Genomic DNA, 26,553 nt, shown 5'->3' on the forward strand with positions numbered 1-26,553 from the left:
GATGGAACGTCATATCGTCGAAATACTCGTTATCCTCATGCGCGAATACCCGGAAGGCGCTATTCGCCCCGAGGAGTTTGAACCCTTGGCCAACAACCTCATCGGCCTCGGATATACCCAAAATGAAATCGAATCGGCGCTCTTCTGGTTCTACAATCGTCAGGAAGTGAACCGCTCGACGCCGACCCAGGCCCATGGCCTAATGCCTGGTGCTGTGCGAATGCTGCACGAGGTCGAACGTTCGGTGATCACTCCCAAAGCTTACGGCTATCTCATCGAACTGAACCAACTGGGGCTGATCACTCTCGAGGAAATGGATTCCATCATCGAGCGCTCGGTTGTAATGGGTGGGCGCAAGGTCGATATCGATGACATGAAGATGTTCATAGCGGCACAGATTCTCGACCGCAGCAACGAAGCCGGATTCGTTGCACCGGGCAATTTCGCCAAAAACCCAACCGAAACCGTGCATTGAGTCCTGCCGGATCGCCGAAGAGCAAAGCCTCCCGAACCACATCGGGCCGCAGTCGCAACTCAGCCGGCCCTGCTTCAACTTCGACTCCGCCGTCGCGCCGCCCGGCTGCAACCCGGGACGGAGCGCTCGTCATTGTCGAATCGCCGACCAAGGCGCGCACGCTGACTCGCTACCTGGGGTCCGGTTATACCGTCCTAGCCAGCGGCGGGCACGTTAGAGACCTCCCGGAACGGGAGATCGGTGTCGATATCGCGCGCGGCTTCGAGCCGAAGTATGTCGAACTGCCCGACCGTGCCAAGATCGTCGGGACGCTGCGAAAAGCCGCACGGGAAGCCAAACAGATCCTGCTCGCCACCGACCCCGATCGCGAAGGCGAGGCTATAGCCTGGCACCTCTCAGAGTTGATCGGAAGGCCCCTGTCCGACTTCGGCAGAGTGCAGTTTCACGAGATTACCCGCCATGCCGTCGAAGAGGCTATAAATCACCCCGGTGCTATCGATATGCAAAAAGTCGATGCGCAGCAGGCTCGCCGGGTAATGGATCGCCTCGTCGGGTATCAAGTAAGCCCGATCCTCTGGAAGACTGTCACCGGAGGTCTCTCGGCTGGACGGGTGCAATCGGTCGCTCTGCGTATCCTCTGCGAGCGGGAAGCCGAGATCGAGGCTTTTGTTCCGACTGAGTTCTGGACCATCGATGGTCGATTCAAAGGCGGGGGGGGGGTGCCCTTCCTCGCCCGGCTCAGCGAGTTTGACGGTAAGAAGGTCGAGATCGGCGAGGAAGGGGCTGCCAAATCCGTCGTCGATCGCCTGAAGCCGCAGACTTACTCGGTCGAATCAGTCAAGAAGGTGCGCCGCAAACGTGCCCCCTATCCTCCCTACACTACCAGCACCCTTCAGCAAGATGCCGGCCGGCGGCTCGGCTTCAGCGTCAAGCGGACGATGGCGGTTGCACAACGGCTCTACGAAGGCGTCGAACTCGGCAGTCGCGGTGCCGTCGGGCTGATTACCTACATGCGCACCGACTCGATGCGCGTCTCAAGCGAAGCCATCGCTGCCGCTCGCGACTACATCGCATCGCACTTTGGAACTCCAGCGGTATCGCGCGAACCGCGGGTCTATCGCAACAAGAAAGGTGCGGTACAGGATGCTCACGAAGCGATCCGGCCGACCGACGTCAGACTTTCGCCGCAGGAACTAAAAGGGCTTCTTGGCGGTGACGAAATGAAACTCTATGACCTCATCTGGCGCCGCTTCGTAGCCACCCAGATGAAGGATGCCGAATACGACCAAACCACAGTTCGAATCCACGGCAGCGAAGGCGCCCTTTTCAAATCTACCGGCCAGGTGCTGATTCTGCCCGGATTCCTGCAGGTGATGGCCGATCTAAAGGTTTCGGATGATAAAACGGATGAGGCTGACAAGTCGGGAGAGCCTCCCGATACCGCGCTTCCGCCCGGCCTCGTCGAAGGGATGCCTCTTGCGCTACTTGATCTAATTCCGAAGCAGCGCTTCACCCAGCCGCCTCCGCACTACTCGGAAGCAAGCCTCGTTAAGGAACTCGACGAAAAAGGCATCGGCCGGCCTTCTACCTATGCCGCCATCATCTCGACTCTCTTTGACCGCACTTATGCCGAGCGTAGAGAAAAGGTCCTCCACCCGACACCACTCGGCAAGACCGTGAACCGCATCCTCGTCGATCTCTTTCCGCAGATATTCTCCGTCGAGTTCACAGCCCGGATGGAAGAGGAACTCGACCGGATAGAAGAAAAGGGGGACGAGTGGCGCAAGGTCATGGGCGATTTCTATGGCCCTTTCAGCACTGCACTGGCGGCTGCCGATAAAGCCAAGGGCGACTTGAAGAAAGAGACGCTGGAGCCGGTTGGGCGCGACTGCCCGCAGTGCGGCAGCCCGCTCGTCTATCATTTTGGCCGGCGTGGCCGGTTCATCGCCTGCACCGGATTCCCCAAATGCCGCTACAGCGAGGGCATCGAAGAGAATGCGCCTCCCGTCGAGAGCGATACGCCCTGCCCCCTTTGCGGAGGCAAAATGCTTGTCCGCAGCGGCCGGTTTGGCAAGTTCCTCGGATGCATCAACTATCCTAAATGTAAGGGTCTTCTTCCACTCAAGACCGAGCACGCTTGTCCCAGGGAGGGCTGCACCGGGCACATCGTCGAGCGACGTTCAAAGTCCGGCAAGGTTTTCTTCGGATGCTCGCACTACCCCGACTGCGATTTTGTGACCTGGGACTCACCGACGGCAGGACCTTGTTCGCAGTGTAAAGCTCCTACGCTATTCGAAAAAAAGAGTAAAGCCGGGACGCAGGTCCACTGTCGCCGCTGCGATTGGAAGGGCGAAGCCGGTGGATAGCGACCTTATTAGAGGCTTTCTGAATATTCTAAACACCCGCCGGTTCAGTCCTCACACCCTGCGCGCCTACGAGAAAGATCTGCTGGAGTTCGCCGCGTATCTGGACGAGCGCAAGAAGGATTCACTTCTCGCCGACTTCCGCATCATCCGCGATCATCTTTACAACCTGCACCGGCGCGGTCTTGCACCGCGATCGATCGGTCGCAAGTTCGCCGCCATTAAAGCCTACTATCGCCATCTGATGCGTGTTGGAAGCATATCCGACAACCCCACCCGTCCGGTTCAGGCGCCCCGCGAGCGGCGAAGCCTTCCCAAACCGCTTCCCCGTGAGGAATTGGCAAAGGCCCTTGACAGGCAGATTGAAGATGCCCTTGCCATTCGCGACCGGGCAATGGTCGAACTACTTTATGGCTGCGGGCTGCGCATATCGGAGTTGACCGGGCTAGACATCGTATCACTTAATGACAAAGTCCTCCGCGTTTACGGTAAGGGAGGCAAGGAGCGAATCACTCCGCTGCCCGGTAAGGCCATTAACGCCTTGGCAGCTTATGTTCCTGTTCGTGCAATCCTTTCAACCGGCCGGTCGGATGAGCCGGCCTTGTTCCTGAGTCGTAGTGGAAAACGGCTCACTGCGCGCGATGCCCGTCGGAGGGTCGAACTGTATCTTGACGCGCTGAGTGACGGCCGAACGCCCCATCCCCATCGCCTCCGCCATTCCTTTGCGACGCACCTCCTCGACAACGGCGCCGGCCTAAGGGAAGTGCAGGAACTGCTCGGGCACGCCAGCCCGCAAACCACCCAAATTTACACTCACGTCGGTATCGAACGGCTGCTCAAGGTCTATCGTCAGGCTCATCCGCGGGCGGGTGAGCCGGTGGAGACCACTGACGCTTTGCTCAGCCCTGTACCGACACCCACCCAGGTCAAAGCGGGAGACATAGAATGAAAGTCACCATATCCGCACGGCACTTCGAAGCCAGCGACAAACTGCAGACCTTTGCGGTCCGTGAGGTTGAGAGACTTCGCAAGTTCTTCGACGGTCAGGCGACCGCTGAGGCAATCCTCGAAGAAAATGGGTCGCAGAAGTCCGTTGAACTGCGCCTGACAATGCTCGGTAAACTGCTGCCGGCGCGGGTCGAAGGCGCCGACTTTTACGCCATTATTCCTCAGGCGGTCGAAAAGATCGCCCGGCAGGTAAAGGCTACCAAGGAAAAAGTCTATTATCCCCGATAAGATAAATTGCCAGGATAGCATTTCGCCTGAACATATGAGCACTTATCGGGGGTTTACTTGCCGCTGACCATCCGCGACTTTCTCGCGGATAACCGCGAAGCACTGGGACTTAGGCTCGTGGCCGGCAAGTCTGGTTCAGGCGCAGTCCTGACCGATGCCGAGCCGCGCCGCCCCGCATTTGCCGGACGAAAGCTTGAAGACGTCAGCCCGCCGGTTGGCGTCGTCCTGATCGGGGATGAAGACTATAAGCATCTTAGCGCGCTATCTGATGCGCAGCGCAGCCGGTTATTGCAGGGTTATATCCGTCCGCCGCTCGAGTGCATTATCCTTGCCGGTGAATACGCCAGGATAGCACCCATAAGACCGCTCGCTAACCAGCGGGGCATCGCACTGATTCAAACCTCGCTGCCTGGAACCGAAGTCCTGCGGACGCTCTTCGACTACCTTGCCCGCATGCTCGCACCGACCGAGCAAATACACGGGACTTTGGTTGATATTCATGGCACCGGCGTCCTCTTCATTGGACGCGCAGGCATCGGCAAAAGCGAAATTGCCCTTGATCTGGTCGAACGAGGGCATAGGTTGGTAGCGGACGATGTGGTGATCCTCCGGCGCTACTCGCCGGGGATTCTGATCGGCAGCGGCCCGGAGTTGCTGAAGCACTTCCTCGAGATTCGCGGCATCGGCATCATCGATGTGCGCAAGTTGTTCGGGGTTCGAGCGATCCGTCTCCAGAAACGGGTCGAGACGGTCGTCGAACTTCTCGACTGGGACGGGAGCGAAGACTACGAGCGGCTCGGCCTTGATGAGCGGACGATCAGATTCATTGGTGTCGATCTACCGTACGTGAGGCTTCCGATCTTCCCGGGCAAGAACATCACCGTGCTGGCAGAAGCCATCGCGCTCGGACTGCATCTGAAAATCTACGGTGAAAGCCCGGCGGCAGAGTTATCGAGTCGGCAATCCGAACTGATGCGCCGCCGCCGGATCGAAGGCTATCTTCGCAGCGATCCGGAGTAGAACATTTCGACATTTGGACGAGGAGTGTATAAAGGGGTGCATCAAAAATGTCATCCTGAACGAAGTGAAGGATCTCGTCTGGAATTGCCTAACTTCGGGTCGGGGTGCTTCACTGTGTTCAGCATGACAAGTTTTCTTGTTGACACTCTTTTTCAAGTGGTGGGTGGACGCCCCCGTCAGCCCACACCACACCAACACGTCTTGCGCCGGACGAAGGCGTCCGGTGTGCATAAATGAAACTCACGCACTCTTTACATATTCTATGGGGGGAAAGAACGTCTTTGGGGGAAGGGAGTAATGAACATCACGGTACTTTCGACCTGGCAAAGCCTTTTGAAGGCAGCGCGAGGCGACCATCCCGCCGATCTTCTTATTCGTAATGCGCGCATTGTTAACGTTTTCACCGGGCAGGTCGAGGAAGAATCGGTAGCGGTCCACCGCGGAGTGATCGTCGGGATTGGGGAATACGAAGCCGACCGGATAGTGGACTTGGCAGGCGCCTTTCTGGCTCCCGGCTTGATTGAAGGCCATGTCCACATTGAGAGTTCCAAACTGACGCCGGCCAGGTTCGCCCAGGTTGTGGTGCCGCGTGGGACGACGACCGTTATCGCCGATCCTCACGAGATCGCCAACGTCTTCGGAATCGATGGCATTCGGTATATGCTGCGCGGTTCACTGGGTCTGCCGCTCGACGTTTTCTATATGCTTCCATCCTGCGTTCCGGCGACGACAATGGAGACCGCCGGCGCGAAGCTCTCAGCGGATGACTTGAGACCGCTGCTAAGCGAACCGTCTGTCCGCGGAATCGGCGAATTGATGGACTTCCCCGGCGCCTTGAACGGTGATCCGAGAGTCCTTTCAAAATCCGCGCTTGCGGGTGGCAAACGGCCGGTCGATGGGCACTCGCCCGGACTAACTGGCAAGCAGTTAGCCGCCTACTTGATTGCCGGGCCAGCCACCGATCATGAGTGCAATGCGCTCGCCGAAGCCGAAGAGAAACTGGCCCGCGGGATGCGTATCATGATCCGCGAAGGCAGTGCCGCCCGCAATCTCGACGCCTTGATCGGACTGGTAACGCCGGCCAACGAACGGCGATGTCTGCTCGTCAGCGACGATCGGCGCCCCGGCGACCTGATGGAACAGGGTCATCTTGACCACTTGCTGAGACGGGCGACAGCAGCCGGTCTCGATCCGGTTACGGCGATCCGGATGGTAACGCTCAATGCCGCAGAGACATTTCATCTCTTCGACCGTGGCGGCATACGGCCTGGTTGGAAGGCCGATCTCGTCGCTTTCGACGACCTCAAGTCGTTCAAAGTGCAGGCTGTTTGGAAAGACGGCATTGAAGTCGCTCGAGATGGGCGGCTTATGGTACCATTGACCTTCGATTCAGAGCAGCGACCATCGCCATTGCCGGTTCCGCCGCTGCCGGGCGATGCTTTCGACATCCCCGACCACAGCCAGCCGGTGCGGGTGATCGGCATCGTACCGGATAAGATCATTACTGAGTCGTTGACTATGAGCTTTGACGGCATAGCCGGTCGTCTCGATTCCCATCCCGAAGAGGATGTTCTGAAATTGGCGGTGATCGAACGGCATACCGGCCAAGGTCGTATGGCACTCGGCTTCGTCAAGGGTTTGGGTTTGCGAGAGGGAGCCATAGCCTCGACTGTGGCTCACGACTCGCACAACATCATCGTCGCCGGTGCAGATGACGAGTCAATGTTTGTGGCCGTCAACCGGCTGGTAGCGCTTGGCGGAGGCCAGGTGGTGGTTCGCGACGGATTGCCGATTGCCGAAATGCCGCTGCCGATTGCCGGGCTGATGAGCAACAATGCTCCTGAGTTGGTTGCAAAGTCCGAATCGGCACTGCTAAATGCAGCAGCCAGCCTCGGAAGTCCGCTCGCCGATCCCTTGATGGCGCTCAGTTTCCTGGCTTTACCGGTGATCCCCCAACTGAAACTGACCGACCACGGCCTGGTCGATGTAGATCGGTTTGAGTTAGTATCGCTTTACTCCTAACCTGCCATGTTCCGGGAATGAACAGATTGGACGTTGTGTTTGACGGATTGATGACGAGCGTCTCGGGGGTTCGCGGCATCGTCGGCGAGGGACTGACTGTGGAGACGGTTGTTCGCTGGGCGACGGCATTCGGGGTGTTTTGCAACGGCGGACGGATTGTCCAATCGCGGGACACCCGTCCCACCGGCCCGATGATCGCGGATCTTGTCGCCGGTGCATTAGCCGCAGCCGGTTGTGACGTCGATGATGCCGGTGTTCTTCCGACTCCGGCCGGAGCGCTCGCCGTTCATCGTCGCGGCGCCGCCGGGGGGATCATCATCACCGCCAGCCATAATCCGCAGGAGTGGAACGCCATGAAGTTCGTCCGTGCCGATGGGCGAATGCTGACTGCTCCCGACTTTGCCTCCTTGAAGAGCCTATATGACCGGGCACACCTGCCTGCTGCACGTTGGGACGGCATAGGCCGCCGGATCGCCTGGAATCGAGCGGGTGAGATTTACATCGGCGCAGTGCTGGGACTTGGTCTGCTCGACCTCGACCGGATCAGACGCAAGCGGTTCCGCGTCGCATTCGACGGCGTCAACGGCGCTGGAAGTGAACTCTATCCACTTTTGCTCGAGTCCCTCGGCTGCGAAGTGAAGACAATACATTCATCGCCTGATGGTTACTTTCCGCGACCGCCTGAACCTTCACCCGATAACATTGCCGACTTGCGACGACTGGTTGTCGAGGAAAAGTGCTCAATCGGATTTGCCGTCGATCCCGACGGGGATCGTCTTGCCGTTGTCGATGAACGCGGCGCGGCACCGGGCGAGGAGCGAACCCTGGCGCTCGCCGTCGGTGAAGTCCTTCGACTCCGTCCCGGTCCGGTGGTGATAAACGCTCTCACCTCACAGGTTATTGTCGATGTGGCCGGGTCTTTTGGGGTAACCTGCCAGCGCTCCAAAGTCGGTGAGGCAAATGTGGCGGACCTCATTGCCGACACCAACGCCGTAGTCGGAGGTGAAGGCAATGGCGGTGTGATGCTTGCCGAACTTCATCTGGTGCGCGATGCCGGAGTCGGCATGGCGCTGTTGTTGAACCGGCTCGCTTCGGGCCGGAAGCCCCTGTCGGAGCACCTTGCAGTTTTGCCCGAGTATTCCATGCGCAAAGCGACCTGGCCGGTGGAGGGCTTCGATCCGGCTATATTACTTGATGAACTCGCTGCCGGATTCCCCGCTACTCAGGTCTCGCGTCTCGACGGAGTGCGTATCGAGAGCAGTGATGGCTGGGTGCAGGCAAGGTCGTCCAACACCGAGCCGATCCTGCGCATCTATTCCGAAGCCAGTCAACCCGCTGCAGCGGATGCGATGCTGAGCGATATGTTAGCCCGGATTGGTAGTTTCATCGGACGAAAGGCTTCCCGTGTTGAAACTTGATGCCGGACACATTCTTGAACTGATTGAGAGCGGTGCCGACCTGCCGACGGTAGCGCCGGTGATGCGCAGTCTGCTTGCGCTTCCGGCGTCGAAATCTGATAATGCCGCTCTCGTCGAGGTCCTTAGGGTCGATGCTACACTGGCTGCGCGGCTCCTGCGTGAAGCCAATGCTCCCGACCAGTATCAGGACGAGGTGCTGGATCTATCGACTGCCGCCGGCCGGATTGCCCGCGGCAGTCTGCGCAACCTTTTGATCGCGACCAAGTTCACCGATGACAGCGACAGTTCCGACGGGGAGTTGGTCGAACACGAACGGCTTCGCTGGCTATGGGAGCGCAATCTATGCTGCTCTCTGGCAGCCCGGTTGACTGCTGAGCGAGTAGCACCCGGTCGTCAAGACGATTATCAAACCCTCGGTCTGCTGATGCACCTCGGTCTCTTCTACGTCCTGCATCACTATCCGGCCGAGTATGGACCTTTGATAGACCGCTGGCGACTCGAAGGCGGCGTCTTACGCGACAAGGAAGAGGACGAATTCGGCGTCGATCACCATATCATTGGTCAGCAACTGGCGCGGAAATGGCGGCTCGGCGTGGCGGTGGAATGGGCGGCAAGGCACATCGCTGATTCGGACGCCCCCCCCGTCGGCGATCTTCGCATCGACATACTGCGCTTTGCGGACCATGTGGCAGCACTCTTCTACGAGCAGAATAACATTACAGGCCTGGAGCGGGCGCTCCACTTCGGCGAAGTGAATCTCGCTCTGAGTAGGGATGCCTTGCTCGGCTTGATACAGCAAATTACCCTCGAGACCGAATCGCGCGTGGCGTTGCTCGCGGTGCAGAGCGGCCGGCGGGTGCCCTATATCGAACTGTTGCAGCGAGTCAACCGCGAACTGGGTGCGGCTACGCTCAGTTATGAGCAAATGGTGCGGGAACTCGACGCCGCGATCCGCAAGGCTGAGCAATTGGCTGAGCGGCTCGAGGAGACCAATCGCAAACTGCGTAGCGCCGTCAATATCGATCCCTTGACCGGGATCCATAATCGCCGCTACTTTGAGGAATTCCTCGCGTGGAACTGGAACCGCGCCGATCGCTATGGCACGACGCTCGGCTGCCTGATGGGCGACATCGACCACTTTAAGGTGGTCAACGACACTTATGGGCACCTGACCGGCGACCGGGTTTTACAGGTTGTCGCCGAGACGCTCAAGAGTCGTCTCCGCAATACCGACGTCGTAGCTCGCTACGGCGGTGAGGAATTTGTTATCTTGCTGCCGGAGACTACCCCGACGGCGGTAGCGCATATCGCTCAGAAGTTGAACAATGCCGTCCGCGAGCAAGTCATATCCCTTCCAACGGGCGACCTCCGCGTTACGATGAGTATCGGCTATGCAATCCATCCTGCCGGTGGCGAACATACGCAATCTGCTCCAACCGATCTGATCCGGGAAGCCGATCAAAATATGTATCATGCCAAGCACAATGGCCGGGATTGCATCTGGCCGCCTGAAGCTAAATCGGGACAGTCCGGAAAGTCCCGTAAGTCCACTAAGACTCGTTCCGCGAAACCGACGGACGGGTAGATTCGTAGAACATTCTGTATCCAAACCAAACCTAACCACAGTTAGAATGAACCAGTTTCGAGGCTCTCACTCAAGCCTTCAAAAGGCAGCCACAGTGTCCATGCCTGTGATTGTCGCGCTTCTATTTGCCGTGACGGCCGGGTGTGGAAACCCCGGCGATACACCCCGGCGAGGCTTCGAGCGCGGCAAACTGCCCGAGAAGTTCGATCACCCCAAACCCGGTCGGGCTTCCTACATCGAGCCGAAGCAGTTGATAGACACCCTCAACGCCGGCGCTCAGTTGCAAATCTACTTCATCGAAGATGTTCCCCCACCCGAGCCGCTGTATGTCGTCCATCTGCCCGGGATGAACTTCATTCAGTATGGCGAGGTCTTTTCCGACTTTAACAAGCGGGACAAGTCCCGACCTTACTATTTCATATGCCTCTATGGGGACGACTCTAAACGCGCCGCCGAGAATCTCGTCAAGGATGGCTTCACCTCTTATTACCTTGATGGCGGAAGTTTTCGACTGGTGAGTGAGATGCGCAAGCATGGTTGGTCCGTTCAGTGGAGATAGGTGCAACTGTCATGATCAGCGGTCTGGAAGTCAAGGCAGCATAATGCGGAGCGTGACTCTATTGGGCTTTGCTGCTGCCGCATGGCTAATTGGATCGTTTGGTCATCCATTTCAAGCAGCGACTCCCACGCCCGATGAGGCCTATGTGCCTTATTGGATCTACTTCCACGACAAGGATTTCGGGCGCGGTGAATCGCTTGCGTCGAGGGTAGCCGATCACGCCGCCGCGCAACCGCTGCGGGCGCACATCCGTCGCACCCGGGCGGGAGCCTCGTTCGAGGTTGCGGACCTTCCAGTTCCGGACTCTTTCGTCCGATATGTTGAATCTCGCATCGGTCGAAAGGTGCGGACGGTGAGCAAATGGCTTAATGCCGTTTCGATAAACCTGAACATTGCGGAATTACAGGCTCTTGAGCGCGCTATAGGCGCTCCCGGGTCGCCCGTAGCACGCGTCGGCCCGGTTGCCCGGTGGAAGCGCGAACCCCCCATGCCCGTGATCGAACTCCCCGTCGAACCGCCTCCGCGCCGTGATCACTTCTACGAATACGGCAATTCACTTACCCAGAACCGCTTCCTGAATCTTCCTGAACTGCATGACCGGGGATACCGCGGTCGTGGCGTCCTGATCGGCCTCTGCGACACCGGCTTCGACAACCTCGAACACAACTGCTTCCGGACTATCGACATCGTCGCCACGTGGGACTTTGTCAACGACGATGAGGATATCGATAACGGCGACGACATGGGGGTGGGTGATCACGGCACCAAGACGCTCTCGATCATCGGGGGCCTCGAAGCGGAGCGGATGGTCGGTGCAGCACCGGAAGCGACCTTTCTGCTTGCCAAGACCGAAAACACCGAGTGGGAGCGGCCGGTGGAAGAGGATTACTGGATCGCCGCAATCGAGTGGATGGATGGCTTTGGGGTGGAGGTGGTTTCGTCGTCGCTTGGCTACAGCGACTGGTATGAGTATGAGGACTATAACGGCGAAACGGCACCGATCACACTTGCTGCCGACCGGGCGGTGCGAATCGGCATTGTGGTGGTCAACTCCATCGGCAACGCCGGGCTGAACAACTATCCCCGCAACAAGTTATCAGCCCCCTCGGATGGCTTTGGCGTTCTGGCGATCGGCGGAACCAACCGGGACAGCACCCATGCGCGATTCTCATCGCACGGGCCTTCCTTCGACGGGCGGATCAAGCCGGACTTCATATCCTTTGCCAACGGGACGATCTTTGCATCGTCGCGCAATCCGACCGACTACGGCGCGGGACTCGGGACTTCGTTTTCATGCCCGATGGTTGCCGGTCTCGCTGCATTGCTGATTCAAGCCAACCCCTACCTTTCGCCTACGGACATTCGCGACGCCCTCCGGGCCGCTTCGACGCAAGCCGATAACCCCGATACTTTGCGTGGTTGGGGCATTCCAGACGGCTGGCGAGCCGTGCAGAGCGTTCCGCTTGGGCGCTCCGAACAGGTTGTCCCGCTCCGGACCGGCTGGAACACTGTATCGCTCAATCGATTGACAGATGCCCGACGCTTCGAAGACTATCTTGCCGATCTCGTCGAACGTCAGAGGCTCCTCTTTGCCAAGGACGGTCAAGGGCGATTCTACAGCCCGCGGATCGGCTTCACGAACATTATCGTCTGGGAGCAAAAAGCCGGGTATCAATTACAGTTAAGCGATCCTGACACCTTACGCTACGAGAACGACCTGATCGATTACAGGGTGCCGATTTCACTTGTCGAAGGCTGGCAAATCGTCGCCTATTTTCCGGAATTTCCGCTATCTGCACCAGCCGCCTGTCAAAGTCTGATCGCCGACGATGCCTTGCACGTCATAAAGGACGACCGGGGGCGGTTCTTCTTGCCGGAATTCGATTTCAGCAATATGCCGGCAATGCGCCCGGGACGCGGATATCACATCCGCCTCCATCACGATTCTGAGTTGATCTATCCGCGCTTCAGACCGGCCTCTGATGGCAATGAAGACTACGACCCACGCTTCAGTGAGACCATAACCGTTTCAGGCGAACGCAGCATGAGCGTACTGCTGATTGGGGGCGAGGGAGAAGTCGATGGCAGCGAGGTCAGACTTGAGAGTCAGCGCGGCGAGGTGTTGGCAACAGGCTGTCTTTCAGATGGCATGTGCGGGCTGGTGGTATGGGACAGACCGGAAGGAGAGCCTATTGAGGTTAGCCTTCTATCCGGCGTTAGGAACCGTGAGCGGCCGAGATGGGAAAGAAAGACCGCTGAAGTTGAACTGGTGGAAGGTGAACTGAAGTATCAAGCCGACGGCGTTGTCGTAGCGCGGTTGAAAATTCTGGCCGATCATTCAGGAAATCGACCTTCCCAAGCAGTTGTCGTCATACCTCAACCGTTCAATGACCGGGTTCGAATATCCTTTGGAGCGGCGCCTTTATCAACGGTCAATGTGTCGCTTCACAATCTCGCCGGACAGCAACTGGTATCACTGCTTGTTTCGACCGGGACGACCGGGTTGGTAAACGCCAGTCTAAGCGCCAACGATCTACCTTCCGGCATCTACATCCTCGCCCTCGAAGGCGCAGGTCTATCCTACCGCAAGAGGCTTGTTCATTTACGGTAAAAGAGCCGCCGGGCGTTTCCGGCGGTCAATTGCTCCGACGCCTCAGCATCCAGTCCGATCAGTTCTCCAAGATATCCGGCGGTGAATTTCACAAATGCCGGTTCGTTGCGTCGTCCCCGCTTCGGAACCGGCGTTAGATAGGGGGCATCGGTTTCAACGAGTAGCCTCTCGCGAGGCACCCCGGTTGCGACTTGACCAAGATAGCCTTTCGGGTAGGTAAGGTTACCCGCAAAGGAGATGTAGAACCCGCGCAGAACGGCCGCTTCCATAAGTGCCAGGTCGCCGCTGAAACAGTGCATGACTCCGCCTTCCCGAAACCCCATCTCATCGATTGCTTTGATGATATCCACTCCAGCCAGGCGGTTATGGATGACGACCGGCTTTTGGTGCTCGCGAGCCAACTCGAGCATGTTCCGAAACAGACCTTGCTGAGCGTCCCTAAGGTCAAGTCCCTCCTTATAGTCGAGACCTATCTCACCAACCGCCAGGCATGCCGGATCACTCAGCATTTCGCCTATAACTTTCAGATCATCATCGGAAAAGTCGGCAGCCGAATGGGGATGGATGCCCGCAGTGAAGGGCAGTTCGTAGCGGTGGGCAATCTCTGCCGCAGTAAGAGCATCGTCGGCATCGAGTGCGATCACCAGGATATCGCTCACTCCCGCGTCGCGAGCGCGTTCAATGACCTCTGGAAGGTCGGGCTTGAACTCCTCGGCGGTCAGGTGGCAATGTGTATCGAAACAACTCGAACTCATTGAGATTCGACTTCAACCGCTTCGACGGATTCCGTCACCTTCAATTGTGATCCGTTATAGACTGGAACGACTCCCCAGGTCTTCTGAACGATCTCCCGCTGTTCACGAATCGCATCCATCACCTTGCCGGCGATGATGCGCCAGGTTGCCGGGCTGTTATCCATCTTGAGTTCCGTATCGAATCGGATCGGCTCCCCGATAGCGACGTAAATCTGACGACCGATGCGCGGCACGCCTTTGCCGATGGGAAGAACATGCTCAAGACCCTGGTGATACATCGGTACGACCGGCGCGCCGGACTCATAGACGATTCTCCCAATGCCGGCTTTGACCGGCCCGATGTCGCCGTTGCGGGTCCGGGTTCCTTCCGGGTAGATGTGGAGTATCCCACCTTCACGCACCGCCGCAATGAGGCGATCGACGCCCTCCTGCTGCAGACCCTTGCCTCTCAGCACCGGGATCGACTTCGTCATCCGCATGAACCAGGAGATCAGGCGATATTTATAGAAGTTCCGCTCCTCCGGAGCATGGTAGGGGAAGTAGCGATAGGGCCTAAGGAAATAGGGACCGAAGACAATTGGCCCCAGAAAGAGGTCATCAAGCAGGCTTATATGATTCGACATCAGAAAGTAAGGCCCGTCGAGGCGTTTAATACGGTCGATTCCGATTAGCCGGGTGCGATTCAAGATCCGCATCAGGAAGTGAATCGCCGGGTAGATAAGGCCGTTGATAAGAAGCCACGACTTTACCTTAAAGAGAAGCGAAGGATGGCGCGGTGGGAAGTTTCGCCCGTTCCCGATATCGTTCATTCGTCCGGTGAGTTGCTGGAATGATTGACTCTATAGAAAACCTACAAATATACGATTCATCACCTTGAGGGTGTTGTGTCATTGGTCTCTAACCTTGCAGGTGGTTGCATTTTCCTGCTCGAACGACCGGCCTGTTGCTGCCCGACCTCTGTTCACTCCTGAAGCGCGATGACTGCAAGCAGGTTGTTACCCGCATGCAGCGCAACTGCCGGATAGATCGAACTGCACCTTATTGTCAGATAACCTGCAATGAGCCCCAACAACACCAGTTGCCCGTATTGCCATGGCGTCGGGTGGAATAGTGCGAAGACGATCGCTGAGATCGCCACCGCACCGGTTGGCAAAAGACGTGTCTTCAGATGCTGCAACAGCAGTCCGCGAAAAATCATCTCTTCGACGACTGGCGCGACAATGACGATGCGCATAACGACCCCGAAACCATCCTGGATGCTTCCGATCTGCACTGAACTGCTCAACAGTCTGGCAAACTCATCCGGGGGTGATAAGAGCGAGACCATCATACGATCGATCAGTGCGATCAACACAACGCTGCCCGCTAACACTGTCACAAGTATAACCTTCCGCATACCCTTTGTCGGACCGAGCCCGAAGGAACTCACCGGCTCAAGTCCCCGGATGCGAACCCATGTGTAGCCGGCAAGAAGCGCTATTCCCGTCGTCAGGATCGCGCCATTGGGGCTGCTTCGCGTCAGCAGCGGCCCTGCGAAGAGGTAGATGACTGCCAGCATCCAAAGGAGCAGCCCGGTTTCCAGATAGAAAGCCGCCTGTTTCATTTTAGTCTCAATTCTCGTCGTTTTCAATTGGGTTCACCGGGAGTTGACAATACCTGCTCTTAACATTGTGATTCCCGTTCATGTGTCTTAAATTGCAACCGATGGATGACCAACTGCAATTGCCGCCGGAGCGTATCTCTAATGAGGAGGAAGATCCGCTCAATCCCGATGCCGACCTGATCGAACGAAGTCAGGCCGGGGACGATGCGGCCTTCCAAGTGTTGGTGGAACGTTATAGGTCCCGGGTCGGAAGCATCGCCTATCAGGTGCTCGGCAACTACGAAGACGCGCGCGATGTGGCGCAAGAGGTCTTCATCAAGTTATATCGCGGCATCGGCAGTTTCGACCCGCATAAGAAGTTCTTCACCTGGCTCTACCGGCTTACCGTAAACGCCTCCATCGACTATCTTCGTGCCAAGCGCCGTCGCTCGTATGAGAGTTCGATCGACGAGCGCCCCGAACAGTATTTCAACATCCCTTCGGCTGACAGCGACCTTGCGAGCCACGACATCGAACGTCGTGAACTTCGCCAGTTGTTCATCGACCTCGCGGCGAAACTGAATCCCAAGCAGCGGGCGGTCTTCGTCCTCTGTGACTTGCAGGGGTTCACCGCCGATGAAGTGGCCGAGATTCTGAACTGTCCGAAGGTAACCCTTAGGTGGTATTTGCACGAAGCGCGACGGCGCATACGCATCGCCATTGCGCGCGACCACCCGGAGTATTGGAGAGGCAAACCGAAATGATCTGTCTTTGGGTTCGACGCAAGATGTTGACGATGTCGGGACGGGCGCTGGCCCGGCCAGCATCGGCATGGATCCGAATACACCTCGAACGCTGCCCCGGCTGCGAAGCCGAGCGGCGCGCCTGGCTGGCGCTCGACCACGACTTGAAAGTGGCTTCATCACCTTCGCACCCACCGGTGATAGACCTCGATCGCGTCAAGACCGGGCATCGCACACTGGCCTCGACAGGCTCGCTGCGCCGGTGGCTCGACTGGATTCTGATCCCTGAGATGACCTTGCGCTGGGGAACGGTGGTCGTTGCCCTGCTCGCAATCGGACTCGGCGCAACACAGTTTGGTGGTCGAGGCTCAAGCGCGGCAACAGGCGCATTTCCCAACGATGTTGTGCTCTATCCCGATGCCGTCTTGATCCGCGAGCACCCCGACACCGGGATCCGGCTGACCCCCGGAGCCGTCAGTTTTCGCCCCGACTTTCGTAGTTCAGATGCGGGTGATTCGCAATCGACTGGGGCGTCGATTTGATTCGACGTAGTTCAATGAACCGGTCAATAGCCGCTCTTTCCGCACTGGTGGGAGTAAGTCTGTTGATTGCCGGCTGCACTGCGCGGGATCCCATGACGACGCTCCAGGACGGCGTTAGGAGCGCGATCGACGCAGCCCGGTCGGGATCGGTTTCGATCGAGGTTTCGCTCGTCGATTCGGTGGCTGAAAGTGAAGGTGAAGCTAAAAGGCTCGGTGCCGGAGTGGTCATCGACCCGTCGGGCACAATCGTCACCACCCAGAACACCGTCGAGGGGGGACGTTCGTTCGTAGTGATCTTCCTCGATGGCTGCCGGTATCGAGGGCAACCGACAGGAATCGACCGCGAGACAAACCTCGCCTTCTTAGCGACTGCACAGCATGAGCACGGCTGTTACCCCGTCACACTGGCAATCGATGTTCGTGCAGAACCGGGCACCATCGGTGTCGTCATCGGTCATACGCCAATAACACGGGGCGTAGCCGCCGCATGGGGTGTCTTAGCCTTGACTTGGATGGGCGGAGATGACTACTTAAGCGATCCACTCTATTTGATTCAAGCCGGGGACCTGCTTATGGCGAGCGGTTCCGGCGTGATCGACCTAAAGGGGCGTCTGGTTGGCATCTGTGACAACTGGATCACCGGGCATCCCGGTTCCTGGACCGTAATCCCGACTGCAACGATCGACCGTGTCGGACGGCATTTGAAAGCCAACGGGGTCATTCAGCGCGGCTGGATCGGCCTCTGCTGCAGCGAAGTGGCCGGTGGTGAAAGCCGGAGTGCAACCGCATTGCGCGTGAACGAAGTGATGCCGGGAAGCCCTGCAGCATACGCCGGAATCCTCTCCGGGTCCTTAATCACAGCCATTAGTGGAGAGCCGGTCAATAACCTTAACGACTTGCGCCGTAAGATAACTGGAGTTCGTAACGGAACTTCACTGAAGGTTAAACTGCAGATGGAAAACGGCACCGACTGCGAGGTTGAGATTGACCCGGTGCAACTCGCCGACGATCCGACCCGCGATCGCCGCTGCTCCAGTCGCTCGATCTAAGTAAAACGAGAAAGTTGCATTCCGGGAGCAAAAGAGGCTAACTTATTAATTCGGTATCTACCGGCTGAATCATAAACCACCACATCGTTGATACTCTGGAGCACTCGATGACCCGCCGCCTTGCGCTGGCCGCGCTCGCTACGACCGTTCTTCTTGCCGCCTGTGCCAAGGGGCCGGATAATATTCCCTATAACGAAGCCAAATACGCCCTCAGCCTGCTATCCCGGACGACCACCCGAGGGGTTGCTACCGACGTCTGGGTTTCGGGATCGCGGGCTTATGTTTGCGACAGCGAACAGGGGGTTACGATTTGGGATGTGTCGAATCCGGGGGCGCCGGCCTGTATCGACACGCTGAGAACTTCTGCGTCGCCGATTATAGCGCTCTACTCGCCGATGACCAACCTGCTGGTGGTCAATGAGCGCAATCCGGCAGGACTTACGCCAGCTTATGACATGACGACCAAGACCGCGGCGGCGATCCTGCCCTGGGACTCCGGCATCAGCGACATCGACATGATTGAATTCCATCCCGATACGCTCTTTCTGGCGCGGGTCGATGGCGGAAGTTCGACTCAGCGCGGTGAAGGTTTCGGGCTGGTGAAGTTGTATCGCTTTCCCGGCGGTCTCTGGGAGACCGATCTTAGGACCCGGTTCGAGCAGCCGCCTTTTGGCAACTATCGCGGACTTAAACTCTGGGGTCTGCAAAGCGACACTATCTTCGTTGCATTCGGCAGTTACGGGCTTCACGTCTTAAGGGTTGACTTTTCGACCTTCGACAACTTCCCGTTTGCCCCGATCGGTTACCTCGATACCCCCGGATCGGCGGAGGACATCGACCTTAACAGAAGCGGCACCCACGCCCTAATCGCCGACTCGCACAACGGTCTGCAGATCGTTGATGTCAGCGACCGGACGAACCCGCGCCTTGGGGCTTCGATAATTCCCGAAGGCTTCAATCAGACGATCAAGGTAATGGCGGTGGGTGACACGGCTTACTGTCTTGAAAGGCTCCGCGGCATCTGGGCGGCAGATGTCAGCATCCCGAGCCAGCCGCGATTGATAGCCGTCTATCGCACCAGTCGGCCGGAAGGACTATTCGTTACCGACAATCATACGATATATGTGGCAGACGAATACGAAGGCTTGATGATTCTTCGCTGGAGATAGGCCCGACCTCCCATCACTCAGAGGATAACATGTTTCATATCAATGACATACTAAACGCCCGTCGCGTTGCGCTGACTTTGCTCTTTTCCGCTTTCGTTGCAATGCCGCTTCATGCAGCAGACTGGTTTGCCTTAGGCAGCGGTGGTTCATCACGCGCTCCTGACTGGAACCTGCTCGAAGAATCGAGCGGACATTTGGTGGTCGAGGTTACGCATAATGGGTTCTACCTTGAGCGCATGTCAACGTCGGAAGGCGCTTTCGAGCGGATTTCCTACACCGGACGTCCGCCGGCTTCCCGAGCCGCGCTCGGATCGCCTGAACTGACGGCGGTAACGACTATGATTCGCCTTCCGGAAGGTATGACCGGCCGGGCGGAGATAGTCTCAGCGGAGTGGGAAGAAGCCGGCAATCATCGCATCTATCCTCTGCAGTTACCCCGTCGTGACGGCGAACCGGCACCGAACTTCGCCTATGATCCGAAGGTCTATGCTTCCTCTGAACAACTTCCTTCTGAATCGGTTCATCTGACTCAACCTCAAGGCTGGATGGGGGTTCCGGTGGCATCGCTCGGCGTTGTGCCGCTCCGTTACCGACCCTTGGATGGCGCTCTGCAGGTAGCCCGGCGAATGGTGATCCGGATCGAATTCGAGGCTGCCAACCTGCCGCCGCTCGTGAGACCGCGCCGGCTTGAGCCGGTGATGCAGAAGAGCCTCGAAGCGGCACTGGTCAATCCTCCGTCGCCCGATGTCCGGCCTCTCGAGAGCGATGAAAACGAACCGGTCCGGACGCTCGTGCTGGTGCGCGAGTCGGCGCTTGAAACCGTGATGCCGCTCATCGACTACTACCGCAACAGCGGCCTCCGACCCGAGATTTGGCTGATTGAAGGCGTCCCACAACCGACTACGATCAAGAACCGCATCCGGGCGATGTATGAGGAGGGCTTGCTCTATGTCCTCTTCGTCGGCGATGCCTACCCAACCAACGCCCAGCGCATCCCACAAATCCTCTGGGATCAGGATGATCCAGGTCCCCAGCAGGGCTATTCCGACGCCTTCAGCGACTCGTGGTATATCTGCCTCGATCCGGCAGTGGATGGCTACGACGACCACCTGCCCGACCTTGCCATCGGTCGAATTCCCTACGATCGCGATCAGTGGGCGCAACTTTCGATTCAGATTGCCAAGTCGGTCGAATACCGCCAGTGGGCTTTTCCGCAGCGGGACGGCGGCGAATGGCTCGACCGGTCGCTTCTGATTGCGCACAAAGAACTCTATGAAGAGGTTTACACCTACATTTCCTGCAAAGAGTGGATTGAGGGCTTCAACTACCGCCTTGACCCGCCGGAGTTCATTACCGCTTATGGGACAAGCCAGCAGGCAACCAACGCCTTCCTGCGCAATACCATCAATGGCGACGGCTACGGCATTGTCAACTACCGGGGGCACGGGCTCGCGACGACCTGGGGCGACTGGAATGTGAACTTTGAGGAATGGACTACCGGAAGTTGCACCTTGCTCAACAACCGTAACCGGCCCTTCATCCTGATTCTCTCCGCCTGCTACAACAACAACCTCGTCCGGCATAACGGCACTTCAATGGGGGAGGCGTTCCAACGTCGTCCCGGCGGATCGGTGGCGGTGCACGGTTCGACCGAATCGACTTTCACTGATGGCAACACATTCTTCGACGAGACGGTCTTCACCGCCTGGTTCCATCACGGCATCTTCGACATTGGATATGCCGGCAACTTCGCCGCGACGCAGATGGTGCAGGAGTTCGATCAGCATCGCTTCACGATGATTGGGCGGTTCAACCTCCGTTCTTATACCTGGCTGGGCGATCCGGCGCTCGAATATCGCCACGGTCGGCCGCGTGAAATGGTGCTCGAAGTTTCGGAGATTGTGCCGGTTGGGACGGAATCTATCGAAGCAAGAGTTACTGCCGCGGGTCAAGGCGTCGAAGCGGTTCGGGTAACGGCTCGCACCATCGATGATGTTAGTTATGTCGTATCGTCGACGAGCCAGGACGGCCGGGTGCTACTCAGGTTCGACCCGCCGCTTGAGGGTCCTGCCGAGTTGATCGTAGCGGCGGTCAATCGCAACGATATACCAGTTATCGACACGATTCTGATCGCCGACGGCCTTGGCGTTGTCGAAGGTCGTGTCGTTGCGGCCCGTGACAATCGGCCCGTGGCAGGAGCGACAGCAACTTTATCCCGATTCGCGTTAAGGGCCGTGACCGATGCCAACGGGCGTTACCGCATGGAGGGCATTCCGGCCGGGAACTATTCCCTCACCGCGACGGCGCCAAGATGGCTTCCGCTGTCGAGCGAAGTTGAGGTCGTCGAAGAGGAATCCCGGACGGTTGACTTCAGTATGCGCTACAGCGAGTTGGTCATCGACCGCCAGGCGGCGAACGGCAACGTCCCGGCGCAGTCGTCCATCGTATTGCCGATGCGCATTACCAACCGCGGCGATGGGCCGCTCGGCTGGACGTCGTCGCTCAACGTTCCGGGCGACTTGGCTCCGCTCACCCGCACGGAGGAATTCTACTTTTCTCTTGATGTGGATGACTCCCGCCTGCACGGCGCGGCTATGGCCGGTGAGCACTTCTATGTCGCCGGTGGCAACAATAACGCGGATCCGAACTACATCTACGTCTTCGATCGCGAGGGCCGGTATGTGCGCCGGTTCGAGCAGCCGCAAGGCGCGGCGGGACTCGGATTGCGCGACCTAGCTTGGGATGGAATCTATCTCTACGGCGTCAGCCAGAATACCATCTACCAGATGCGCACCGATGGGGAACTGATCCGCAGTTTCGCCAGTCCCTTCCCGGGCAACTTCGGTATTGCCGTTGCAGGCGACGGGACGATCTTCGTCAGTGATAACAACGTTCAGACCCGGGTCTCTCATCTCGATCGTAACGGGAATGAAATCGTCCGCTTTAACACCGGCCTCACCGTCAAAGGTCTGGCTTGGAATTATGAAGTGCCGGATGGCTATAATCTGTTTCTCTATGTTCGTCCGGCAATCGGTGGAATCCAACTCTACGCAATGCATCCCAATAGCGGCGCACTGAGGCTGATTGGCAGCCTTCCAATCGAAGTCGGCGACACGCCCATCGAGGGCTTGGAACTGACGACCGACTACGCACCGCCCTACGGCTTGACATTGCTCGGAGCCGTCGCCAATGAGGACTTGCGCCGGATCCAGACCTGGCACCTCGATTATCGCCGTTACTGGGCTCGCGTATCGCCGTCGCAGGGGAGTGTCCCATCCGGGGCTTCCGCCGATGTGAGCATCATTCTCGATGCGATTCGCCAGCGTCAAGGGTATGAACTGACCGGCGAGTTGATCCTTGCCAATGACGGCGTAGAGCCCGTCGTTAGGGTTCCGGTGCGGATGAACGTCGGGCCGGAGTCTATTGAAGATGACCTGGATAGTGGGATACCGAACGCATTCCGGTTGGCAAGCGTCCATCCCAATCCTTTCAATGCCCGACTCACGGTGGTAGTCGAACTACCCCATGCCGGACAACTAAGGGTCGGCCTCTTTGACCTCACCGGTCGAAGTGTCGGATCCGCTTTCGAGTCAAGAGTAGGACCCGGACAACAGACCTTCGCTATCAACGGTGGAGGACTGGCAAGTGGCGTCTATATCTTGGGTGTAGAGTTTGGCAGCCGGCGTGCGACACAGAAGGTCGTGTTGCTGCGTTAAACCGGCTTCAGCGAGACGAATACGGGGCTTCCTTCGGTACGGAAGCCCCGTTTCAGTTTTGTGAAGTTATCATTTGAGTGGCGATTCGGGCAGTGCGCAGCGCTGCTCCCGGTTGACCGAGCACTTCGCGGACGCGTTGGTATCCGGCAGCGATGCGGGTGCGAGTGGCGGCGTCGTTAATCAGTTGTTCCAAGATCCCGGCAAGACGCTTTGGGGTAAAATCGTGCTGGATCAGTTCGGTTACGATTCCGCCGCTGCCGATGATGTTGACGAGCGAAATCTGCTTCAGTTCGACGACCCGGCGGGCGATCAGGTAGTTGAGCGGCGACGTCCGATAGACGACGGCCTGCGGTGTTCCATAAATAGCCGCTTCGAGAGTCGCTGTTCCGGAACAGACCGCCGCCGCTGTCGCCTGGCGGAGGAGGGCACGACTATCGGCTGTAATTTCGATACCGCTGTTGCTTGCGGCTGCAAAGAGCGCAGCAGGCAGACCGGGTGCGGCAGCCAGCGCAACTCTCATGTCCGGCAGGCTCTTACGCAAGATTCTCACCGCTTCGATCATCGCCGGCAGGTTGCGCTTAAGGACGCCGGCGCGGCTGCCGGGCAGAAGTGCGAGCAGCGGCACTCCCCCTACCTCCCTTCGAGGCACATCAGAAAGTTCGTCGAGCAGCGGATGCCCGACGAAATCAGCAGCAAGCCCCCGCGACCGAAAATACTCCTCCTCAAAGGCAAGCACGACTGCCATTCGATCGATTGTCCGGCGCATTCTCTCTACTCGGCCCGGTCTCCAAGCCCAGACCTGCGGCGCGATATAATAGAGCACCTTGGGCGGATACGGAAGTAGCCGGAGCGCTTCGGCAAGATTGAGGTTGAAGCCGGGATAATCGACAAGCAGAACCAGTGCCGGGCGATTATCCCGTGCCCTGGCGATGAAATCCTTCCTCAGTCGAGCCAGGCGGGGCAGAAGTGCAGGCAGTCCGCTGAAGCCCATCACTGCCAGATCCTCAATTGTGGCCAGCAGTTCTACTCCGGCTTCCCGCATTTGGACGCCACCTGCGCCATAGAAGTGAAGTCCGGGAAGGGTCTGCTGCAAGGCTCTAATGACTGGAGCGGCGTGGAGATCGCCAGAAGCCTCACCCGCCACGACCAGAACTTCACCATCCAATATGCGATACCATTTATGGAGAAGGCAGGTAATTCATTCGCACTGCGAGCAGAAGCCACGAAAGGCCAAGCCCGAGCAGAGTTGAACGTTCTTCGATGAGTGCATCCCATAGCGAGAAGCGAGCCTGGGCATTCGATTCTGCCTTAAGACGTGGAAGAAACCGCGGAACTTCACGGCAGTAGGAGTCGTATTCGGCGCCAAAGATACGCCGGAGGATCGACTCCTCAAGCGATATGATTAGAGCATATTGCAGGGTGAAGAAGAGCGCCACTCCGATGGCAAGATGAGGAAAAAAGGCTCCCGAGCCTATCGTGAAGCCGGTATAAAGCAGCAGGTTGGCGAGGTATAGCGGATTGCGCAGCCGGGAATAGGGACCTGTCCGGGCGAGGAACGGCGCACCGACGTTGCGGGTGCGGGTCGCGCCTCCGGCATGCCTGATCGCCCAGATGCGCAGCAACTCCCCCGGGAGCGCGATAGCCAGCCCGGCAATAATGCGAACAAGTGCATAGTCCGCCCAGATCAGCGCTGCGAGCAGGAAGGGAACCGGCGTCCAGCCACGCAGCCGAAATACAAGGTCGCGCAGGTTCACGGGTGCTGCGCCTTCATCCGGAGACGGATGTGCTCGCCAGGGACGGGACGGCGGCTTCGATCTCCGCCACGACGGCTTCGGCAAGTTGCAGTGCAGCGAGTCCCTCGGCGCCGCTGACGACCGGTGATAGTCCTTCCTCGACGGTGCGCTGAAATGCCGTTAATTCAAGTCGCATGGCATCATCCTCCGGCGCATCGGGAATTTGACGCCAGACCCGTCGCCTAAGTCCTCTTAACTCCATTTCTCCAAGTGGTATGGCACCCTCAGGGATTCCTTGAGTCCCGTCATCGACGCCGATCACTTCGCAAGCGCCCTTGCCGAGGTCGAGCGATATGTATTCACTCGCGCCGAAGAGGCGCATCTTGCGCATACGCTTCAGCGATATGCGACTGGCGGTTACATTGGCGACCAGCCCCGACGGGAAGGTGAGGCGGGCATTCGCGATGTCGATGGTGGAGGTAATAACCCCTACGCCGCTCGCTTCAATGCGGGAGGGTCGCTCGCCGGCAAAGTAGAGGATGAGGTCGAGGTCATGGATCATTAGATCGTGCACCACGGCGACATCGACACCGCGAGGATTCCATTCGGCGAGCCGGTGCGCTTCTATGAAGCGCGGTCTGAGTGCCCGACCTCCCAGGCTGCGCACCGCCCGGTTGAACCGCTCGATTTGACCGACCTGTATCGGAACGCCAGCCTTCAGCGCGGCTGTGACAAGCCGCTCCCCTTCTTCGGTCGTCGCACAGATCGGCTTCTCAATGAAGAGCGGCCTACCCGCAGCGACGACCTTCATCCCGATATCGAAGTGAGAAGTCGTAGGCGACGCTACGAGCACGGCATCGGCATAATGGATTGCCTCTTCGAGTGATGATGCAATAGGTAGCCGATACTCATTTACGACCCGCGAGCATGCTGCATCGTCGGGATCGAAGACCGCGACGACTTCGACCCCCTTCATTTGGGCGAGATGCTTTAGATGCCGGCTGCCAAGATAGCCGGCGCCAATCAGCGATATCCTAATGGTCTAACCAGGGCTATAGGTTGGAGACTATGACGGACCAGTTCCCGGTTAATATAACCACGCTGCGCAAAAATCGAACGGGGCAAGCCGGATAAGGCCTGCCCCGTTGCAAGAGTCTCCATATTGAACATATGCCGTCAACTGAGATAGGCTCTTAGCGGTTTCGACCGCGAGGGATGGCTCAACTTGCGGATGGCTTTCTCCTTGATCTGGCGAACCCGCTCGCGGGTCAGTTTGAAGAGTTCGCCGATCTCTTCAAGGGTCTTCTGGTCCTTGTCGATGCCGTAATAATACTGGATTACTTCGGCTTCGCGGGGGGTGAGCGTCTTCAGAGCCCGGCGCACTTCGATCTTCTGGGATTCGACCATCAGATGCGCGTCGGGCGGGGGCTGCATCTCATTATGGATGATGTCGAGCAGGCGATTGTCTTCGCCCTGGCTGAACGGCGCATCCATCGAGAGGTGCCGGCCGGCCATTTTCATCGTATCGGTTACTTCCCAGAGGTTCATGTTCAACTCCTCGGCGATCTCCTCTGCCGACGGCTCGCGCTCGTAGGACTGCTCGAGGGTGCTGAATACCTTGCCGATCTTGTTGAGCGCACCTACGCGATTGAGCGGCAGGCGAACGACACGCGACTGCTCGGCCAGAGCCTGCAGGATCGACTGACGAATCCACCAGACGGCATAGGAGATGAACTTGAATCCCCGGGTCTCGTCGAACCGTTGAGCGGCTTTGATGAGGCCAAGGTTGCCTTCGTTGATCAAGTCGCCGAGCGAGAGCCCCTGGTTCTGATAGTGCTTGGCTACCGAGACGACAAAGCGGAGATTGGCTTTCACCAGCCGGTCGTGTGCTGCGAGGCATTCGGCTTTGGTATATTTGAGCACCCCGGTGGCAACAAACTCAGGGTCTTCGTCAGGCTTGTAGTTTATTCTCCGT

The 26,553-nt window shown here is 58.1% G+C and carries 22 protein-coding genes; 15 read left to right on the plus strand and 7 right to left on the minus strand.

The annotated features are described in order from the left end of the window. Position 1 precedes the first annotated feature (1 nt). The 10 genes from FJY67_02025 (at position 2) to FJY67_02070 (ending at position 13,289) form a co-directional block, all read left to right on the plus strand. Complete coding sequence (locus FJY67_02025) at positions 2–475, plus strand: DUF494 domain-containing protein (GenBank protein ID MBM3328236.1); 474 nt, start codon at positions 2–4, stop codon at positions 473–475. Between the two features lie 131 nt (positions 476–606). Beyond that, on the plus strand, positions 607–2,841 hold the full coding sequence (topA, locus tag FJY67_02030; GenBank protein ID MBM3328237.1) for a type I DNA topoisomerase: 2,235 nt from the start codon (positions 607–609) through the stop codon (positions 2,839–2,841). Continuing rightward, entirely contained in the window at positions 2,834–3,787 is a 954-nt protein-coding gene (locus tag FJY67_02035) for a tyrosine recombinase XerC (GenBank protein MBM3328238.1), read from the plus strand. The genes topA and FJY67_02035 overlap by 8 nt, the downstream gene beginning before the upstream one ends. Beyond that, positions 3,784–4,074 carry a ribosome-associated translation inhibitor RaiA gene (gene raiA, locus FJY67_02040; protein ID MBM3328239.1) on the plus strand — a complete coding sequence of 97 codons (291 nt, stop codon included), beginning with the start codon at positions 3,784–3,786 and terminating at the stop codon, positions 4,072–4,074. Before FJY67_02035 ends, raiA begins: the two co-directional genes overlap by 4 nt. Before the next feature lie 57 nt (positions 4,075–4,131). Then, positions 4,132–5,094 carry an HPr(Ser) kinase/phosphatase gene (gene hprK / locus FJY67_02045; protein MBM3328240.1) on the plus strand — a complete coding sequence of 321 codons (963 nt, stop codon included), beginning with the start codon at positions 4,132–4,134 and terminating at the stop codon, positions 5,092–5,094. 297 nt (positions 5,095–5,391) lie between these two features. Continuing rightward, positions 5,392–7,116: an adenine deaminase gene (gene ade, locus FJY67_02050; protein MBM3328241.1), complete on the plus strand. Its 1,725-nt coding sequence runs from the start codon at positions 5,392–5,394 to the stop codon at positions 7,114–7,116. Between the two features lie 17 nt (positions 7,117–7,133). After that, a complete protein-coding gene (glmM, locus tag FJY67_02055) occupies positions 7,134–8,534 on the plus strand; it encodes a phosphoglucosamine mutase (protein ID MBM3328242.1) in 1,401 nt (466 codons plus the stop codon). Continuing rightward, on the plus strand, positions 8,521–10,119 hold the full coding sequence (locus FJY67_02060; GenBank protein MBM3328243.1) for a diguanylate cyclase: 1,599 nt from the start codon (positions 8,521–8,523) through the stop codon (positions 10,117–10,119). Before glmM ends, FJY67_02060 begins: the two co-directional genes overlap by 14 nt. Positions 10,120–10,213: 94 nt before the next feature. Beyond that, positions 10,214–10,678, plus strand: coding sequence for a rhodanese-like domain-containing protein (locus tag FJY67_02065; protein ID MBM3328244.1), 465 nt, complete (start codon positions 10,214–10,216; stop codon positions 10,676–10,678). Further along, positions 10,653–13,289 (plus strand): T9SS type A sorting domain-containing protein, encoded by a 2,637-nt coding sequence (locus FJY67_02070; GenBank protein ID MBM3328245.1) that lies wholly within the window; start codon positions 10,653–10,655, stop codon positions 13,287–13,289. Before FJY67_02065 ends, FJY67_02070 begins: the two co-directional genes overlap by 26 nt. Here the strand turns inward: FJY67_02070 and FJY67_02075 are convergent. The 3 genes from FJY67_02075 to FJY67_02085 all read right to left on the minus strand — a co-directional run bounded on the left by FJY67_02075 (position 13,277) and on the right by FJY67_02085 (position 15,647). Continuing rightward, positions 13,277–14,044, minus strand: a complete 768-nt coding sequence (locus tag FJY67_02075; GenBank protein ID MBM3328246.1) for a TatD family deoxyribonuclease — start codon at positions 14,042–14,044, stop codon at positions 13,277–13,279. The genes FJY67_02070 and FJY67_02075 overlap by 13 nt on opposite strands. Continuing rightward, positions 14,041–14,853, minus strand: coding sequence for a 1-acyl-sn-glycerol-3-phosphate acyltransferase (locus tag FJY67_02080; GenBank protein ID MBM3328247.1), 813 nt, complete (start codon positions 14,851–14,853; stop codon positions 14,041–14,043). The genes FJY67_02075 and FJY67_02080 overlap by 4 nt, the downstream gene beginning before the upstream one ends. Before the next feature lie 152 nt (positions 14,854–15,005). Then, on the minus strand, positions 15,006–15,647 hold the full coding sequence (locus tag FJY67_02085) for a CPBP family intramembrane metalloprotease (GenBank protein ID MBM3328248.1): 642 nt from the start codon (positions 15,645–15,647) through the stop codon (positions 15,006–15,008). A gap of 80 nt (positions 15,648–15,727) precedes the next feature. Between FJY67_02085 and FJY67_02090 the strand changes: the two genes are divergently transcribed. From FJY67_02090 to FJY67_02110, 5 genes are all read left to right on the plus strand, one after another. Beyond that, positions 15,728–16,390, plus strand: a complete 663-nt coding sequence (locus tag FJY67_02090; protein MBM3328249.1) for a sigma-70 family RNA polymerase sigma factor — start codon at positions 15,728–15,730, stop codon at positions 16,388–16,390. After that, positions 16,387–16,911, plus strand: coding sequence for a hypothetical protein (locus tag FJY67_02095; protein ID MBM3328250.1), 525 nt, complete (start codon positions 16,387–16,389; stop codon positions 16,909–16,911). The genes FJY67_02090 and FJY67_02095 overlap by 4 nt, the downstream gene beginning before the upstream one ends. A 14-nt stretch (positions 16,912–16,925) precedes the next feature. Next, positions 16,926–17,960, plus strand: a complete 1,035-nt coding sequence (locus FJY67_02100; GenBank protein ID MBM3328251.1) for a serine protease — start codon at positions 16,926–16,928, stop codon at positions 17,958–17,960. A 107-nt stretch (positions 17,961–18,067) separates the two neighbouring features. Further along, positions 18,068–19,129 carry a hypothetical protein gene (locus FJY67_02105; protein MBM3328252.1) on the plus strand — a complete coding sequence of 354 codons (1,062 nt, stop codon included), beginning with the start codon at positions 18,068–18,070 and terminating at the stop codon, positions 19,127–19,129. 29 nt (positions 19,130–19,158) lie between these two features. Further along, positions 19,159–22,845: a T9SS type A sorting domain-containing protein gene (locus FJY67_02110; protein ID MBM3328253.1), complete on the plus strand. Its 3,687-nt coding sequence runs from the start codon at positions 19,159–19,161 to the stop codon at positions 22,843–22,845. A 52-nt stretch (positions 22,846–22,897) separates the two neighbouring features. Here the strand turns inward: FJY67_02110 and lpxB are convergent, their stop codons facing one another. The 4 genes from lpxB to FJY67_02130 all read right to left on the minus strand — a co-directional run. Beyond that, on the minus strand, positions 22,898–24,043 hold the full coding sequence (lpxB, locus tag FJY67_02115) for a lipid-A-disaccharide synthase (protein ID MBM3328254.1): 1,146 nt from the start codon (positions 24,041–24,043) through the stop codon (positions 22,898–22,900). Then, on the minus strand, positions 24,024–24,695 hold the full coding sequence (locus tag FJY67_02120; GenBank protein ID MBM3328255.1) for an isoprenylcysteine carboxylmethyltransferase family protein: 672 nt from the start codon (positions 24,693–24,695) through the stop codon (positions 24,024–24,026). The genes lpxB and FJY67_02120 overlap by 20 nt, the downstream gene beginning before the upstream one ends. Further along, entirely contained in the window at positions 24,613–25,617 is a 1,005-nt protein-coding gene (locus FJY67_02125) for a Gfo/Idh/MocA family oxidoreductase (GenBank protein MBM3328256.1), read from the minus strand. Before FJY67_02125 ends, FJY67_02120 begins: the two co-directional genes overlap by 83 nt. A 137-nt stretch (positions 25,618–25,754) precedes the next feature. After that, a partial coding sequence (locus FJY67_02130) for a sigma-70 family RNA polymerase sigma factor (protein MBM3328257.1) occupies positions 25,755–26,553 on the minus strand: 799 nt, incomplete at its 5' end.

The sequence above is a fragment of the Calditrichota bacterium genome (assembly GCA_016867835.1).
GTDB lineage: Bacteria > Electryoneota > AABM5-125-24 > Hatepunaeales > Hatepunaeaceae > VGIQ01.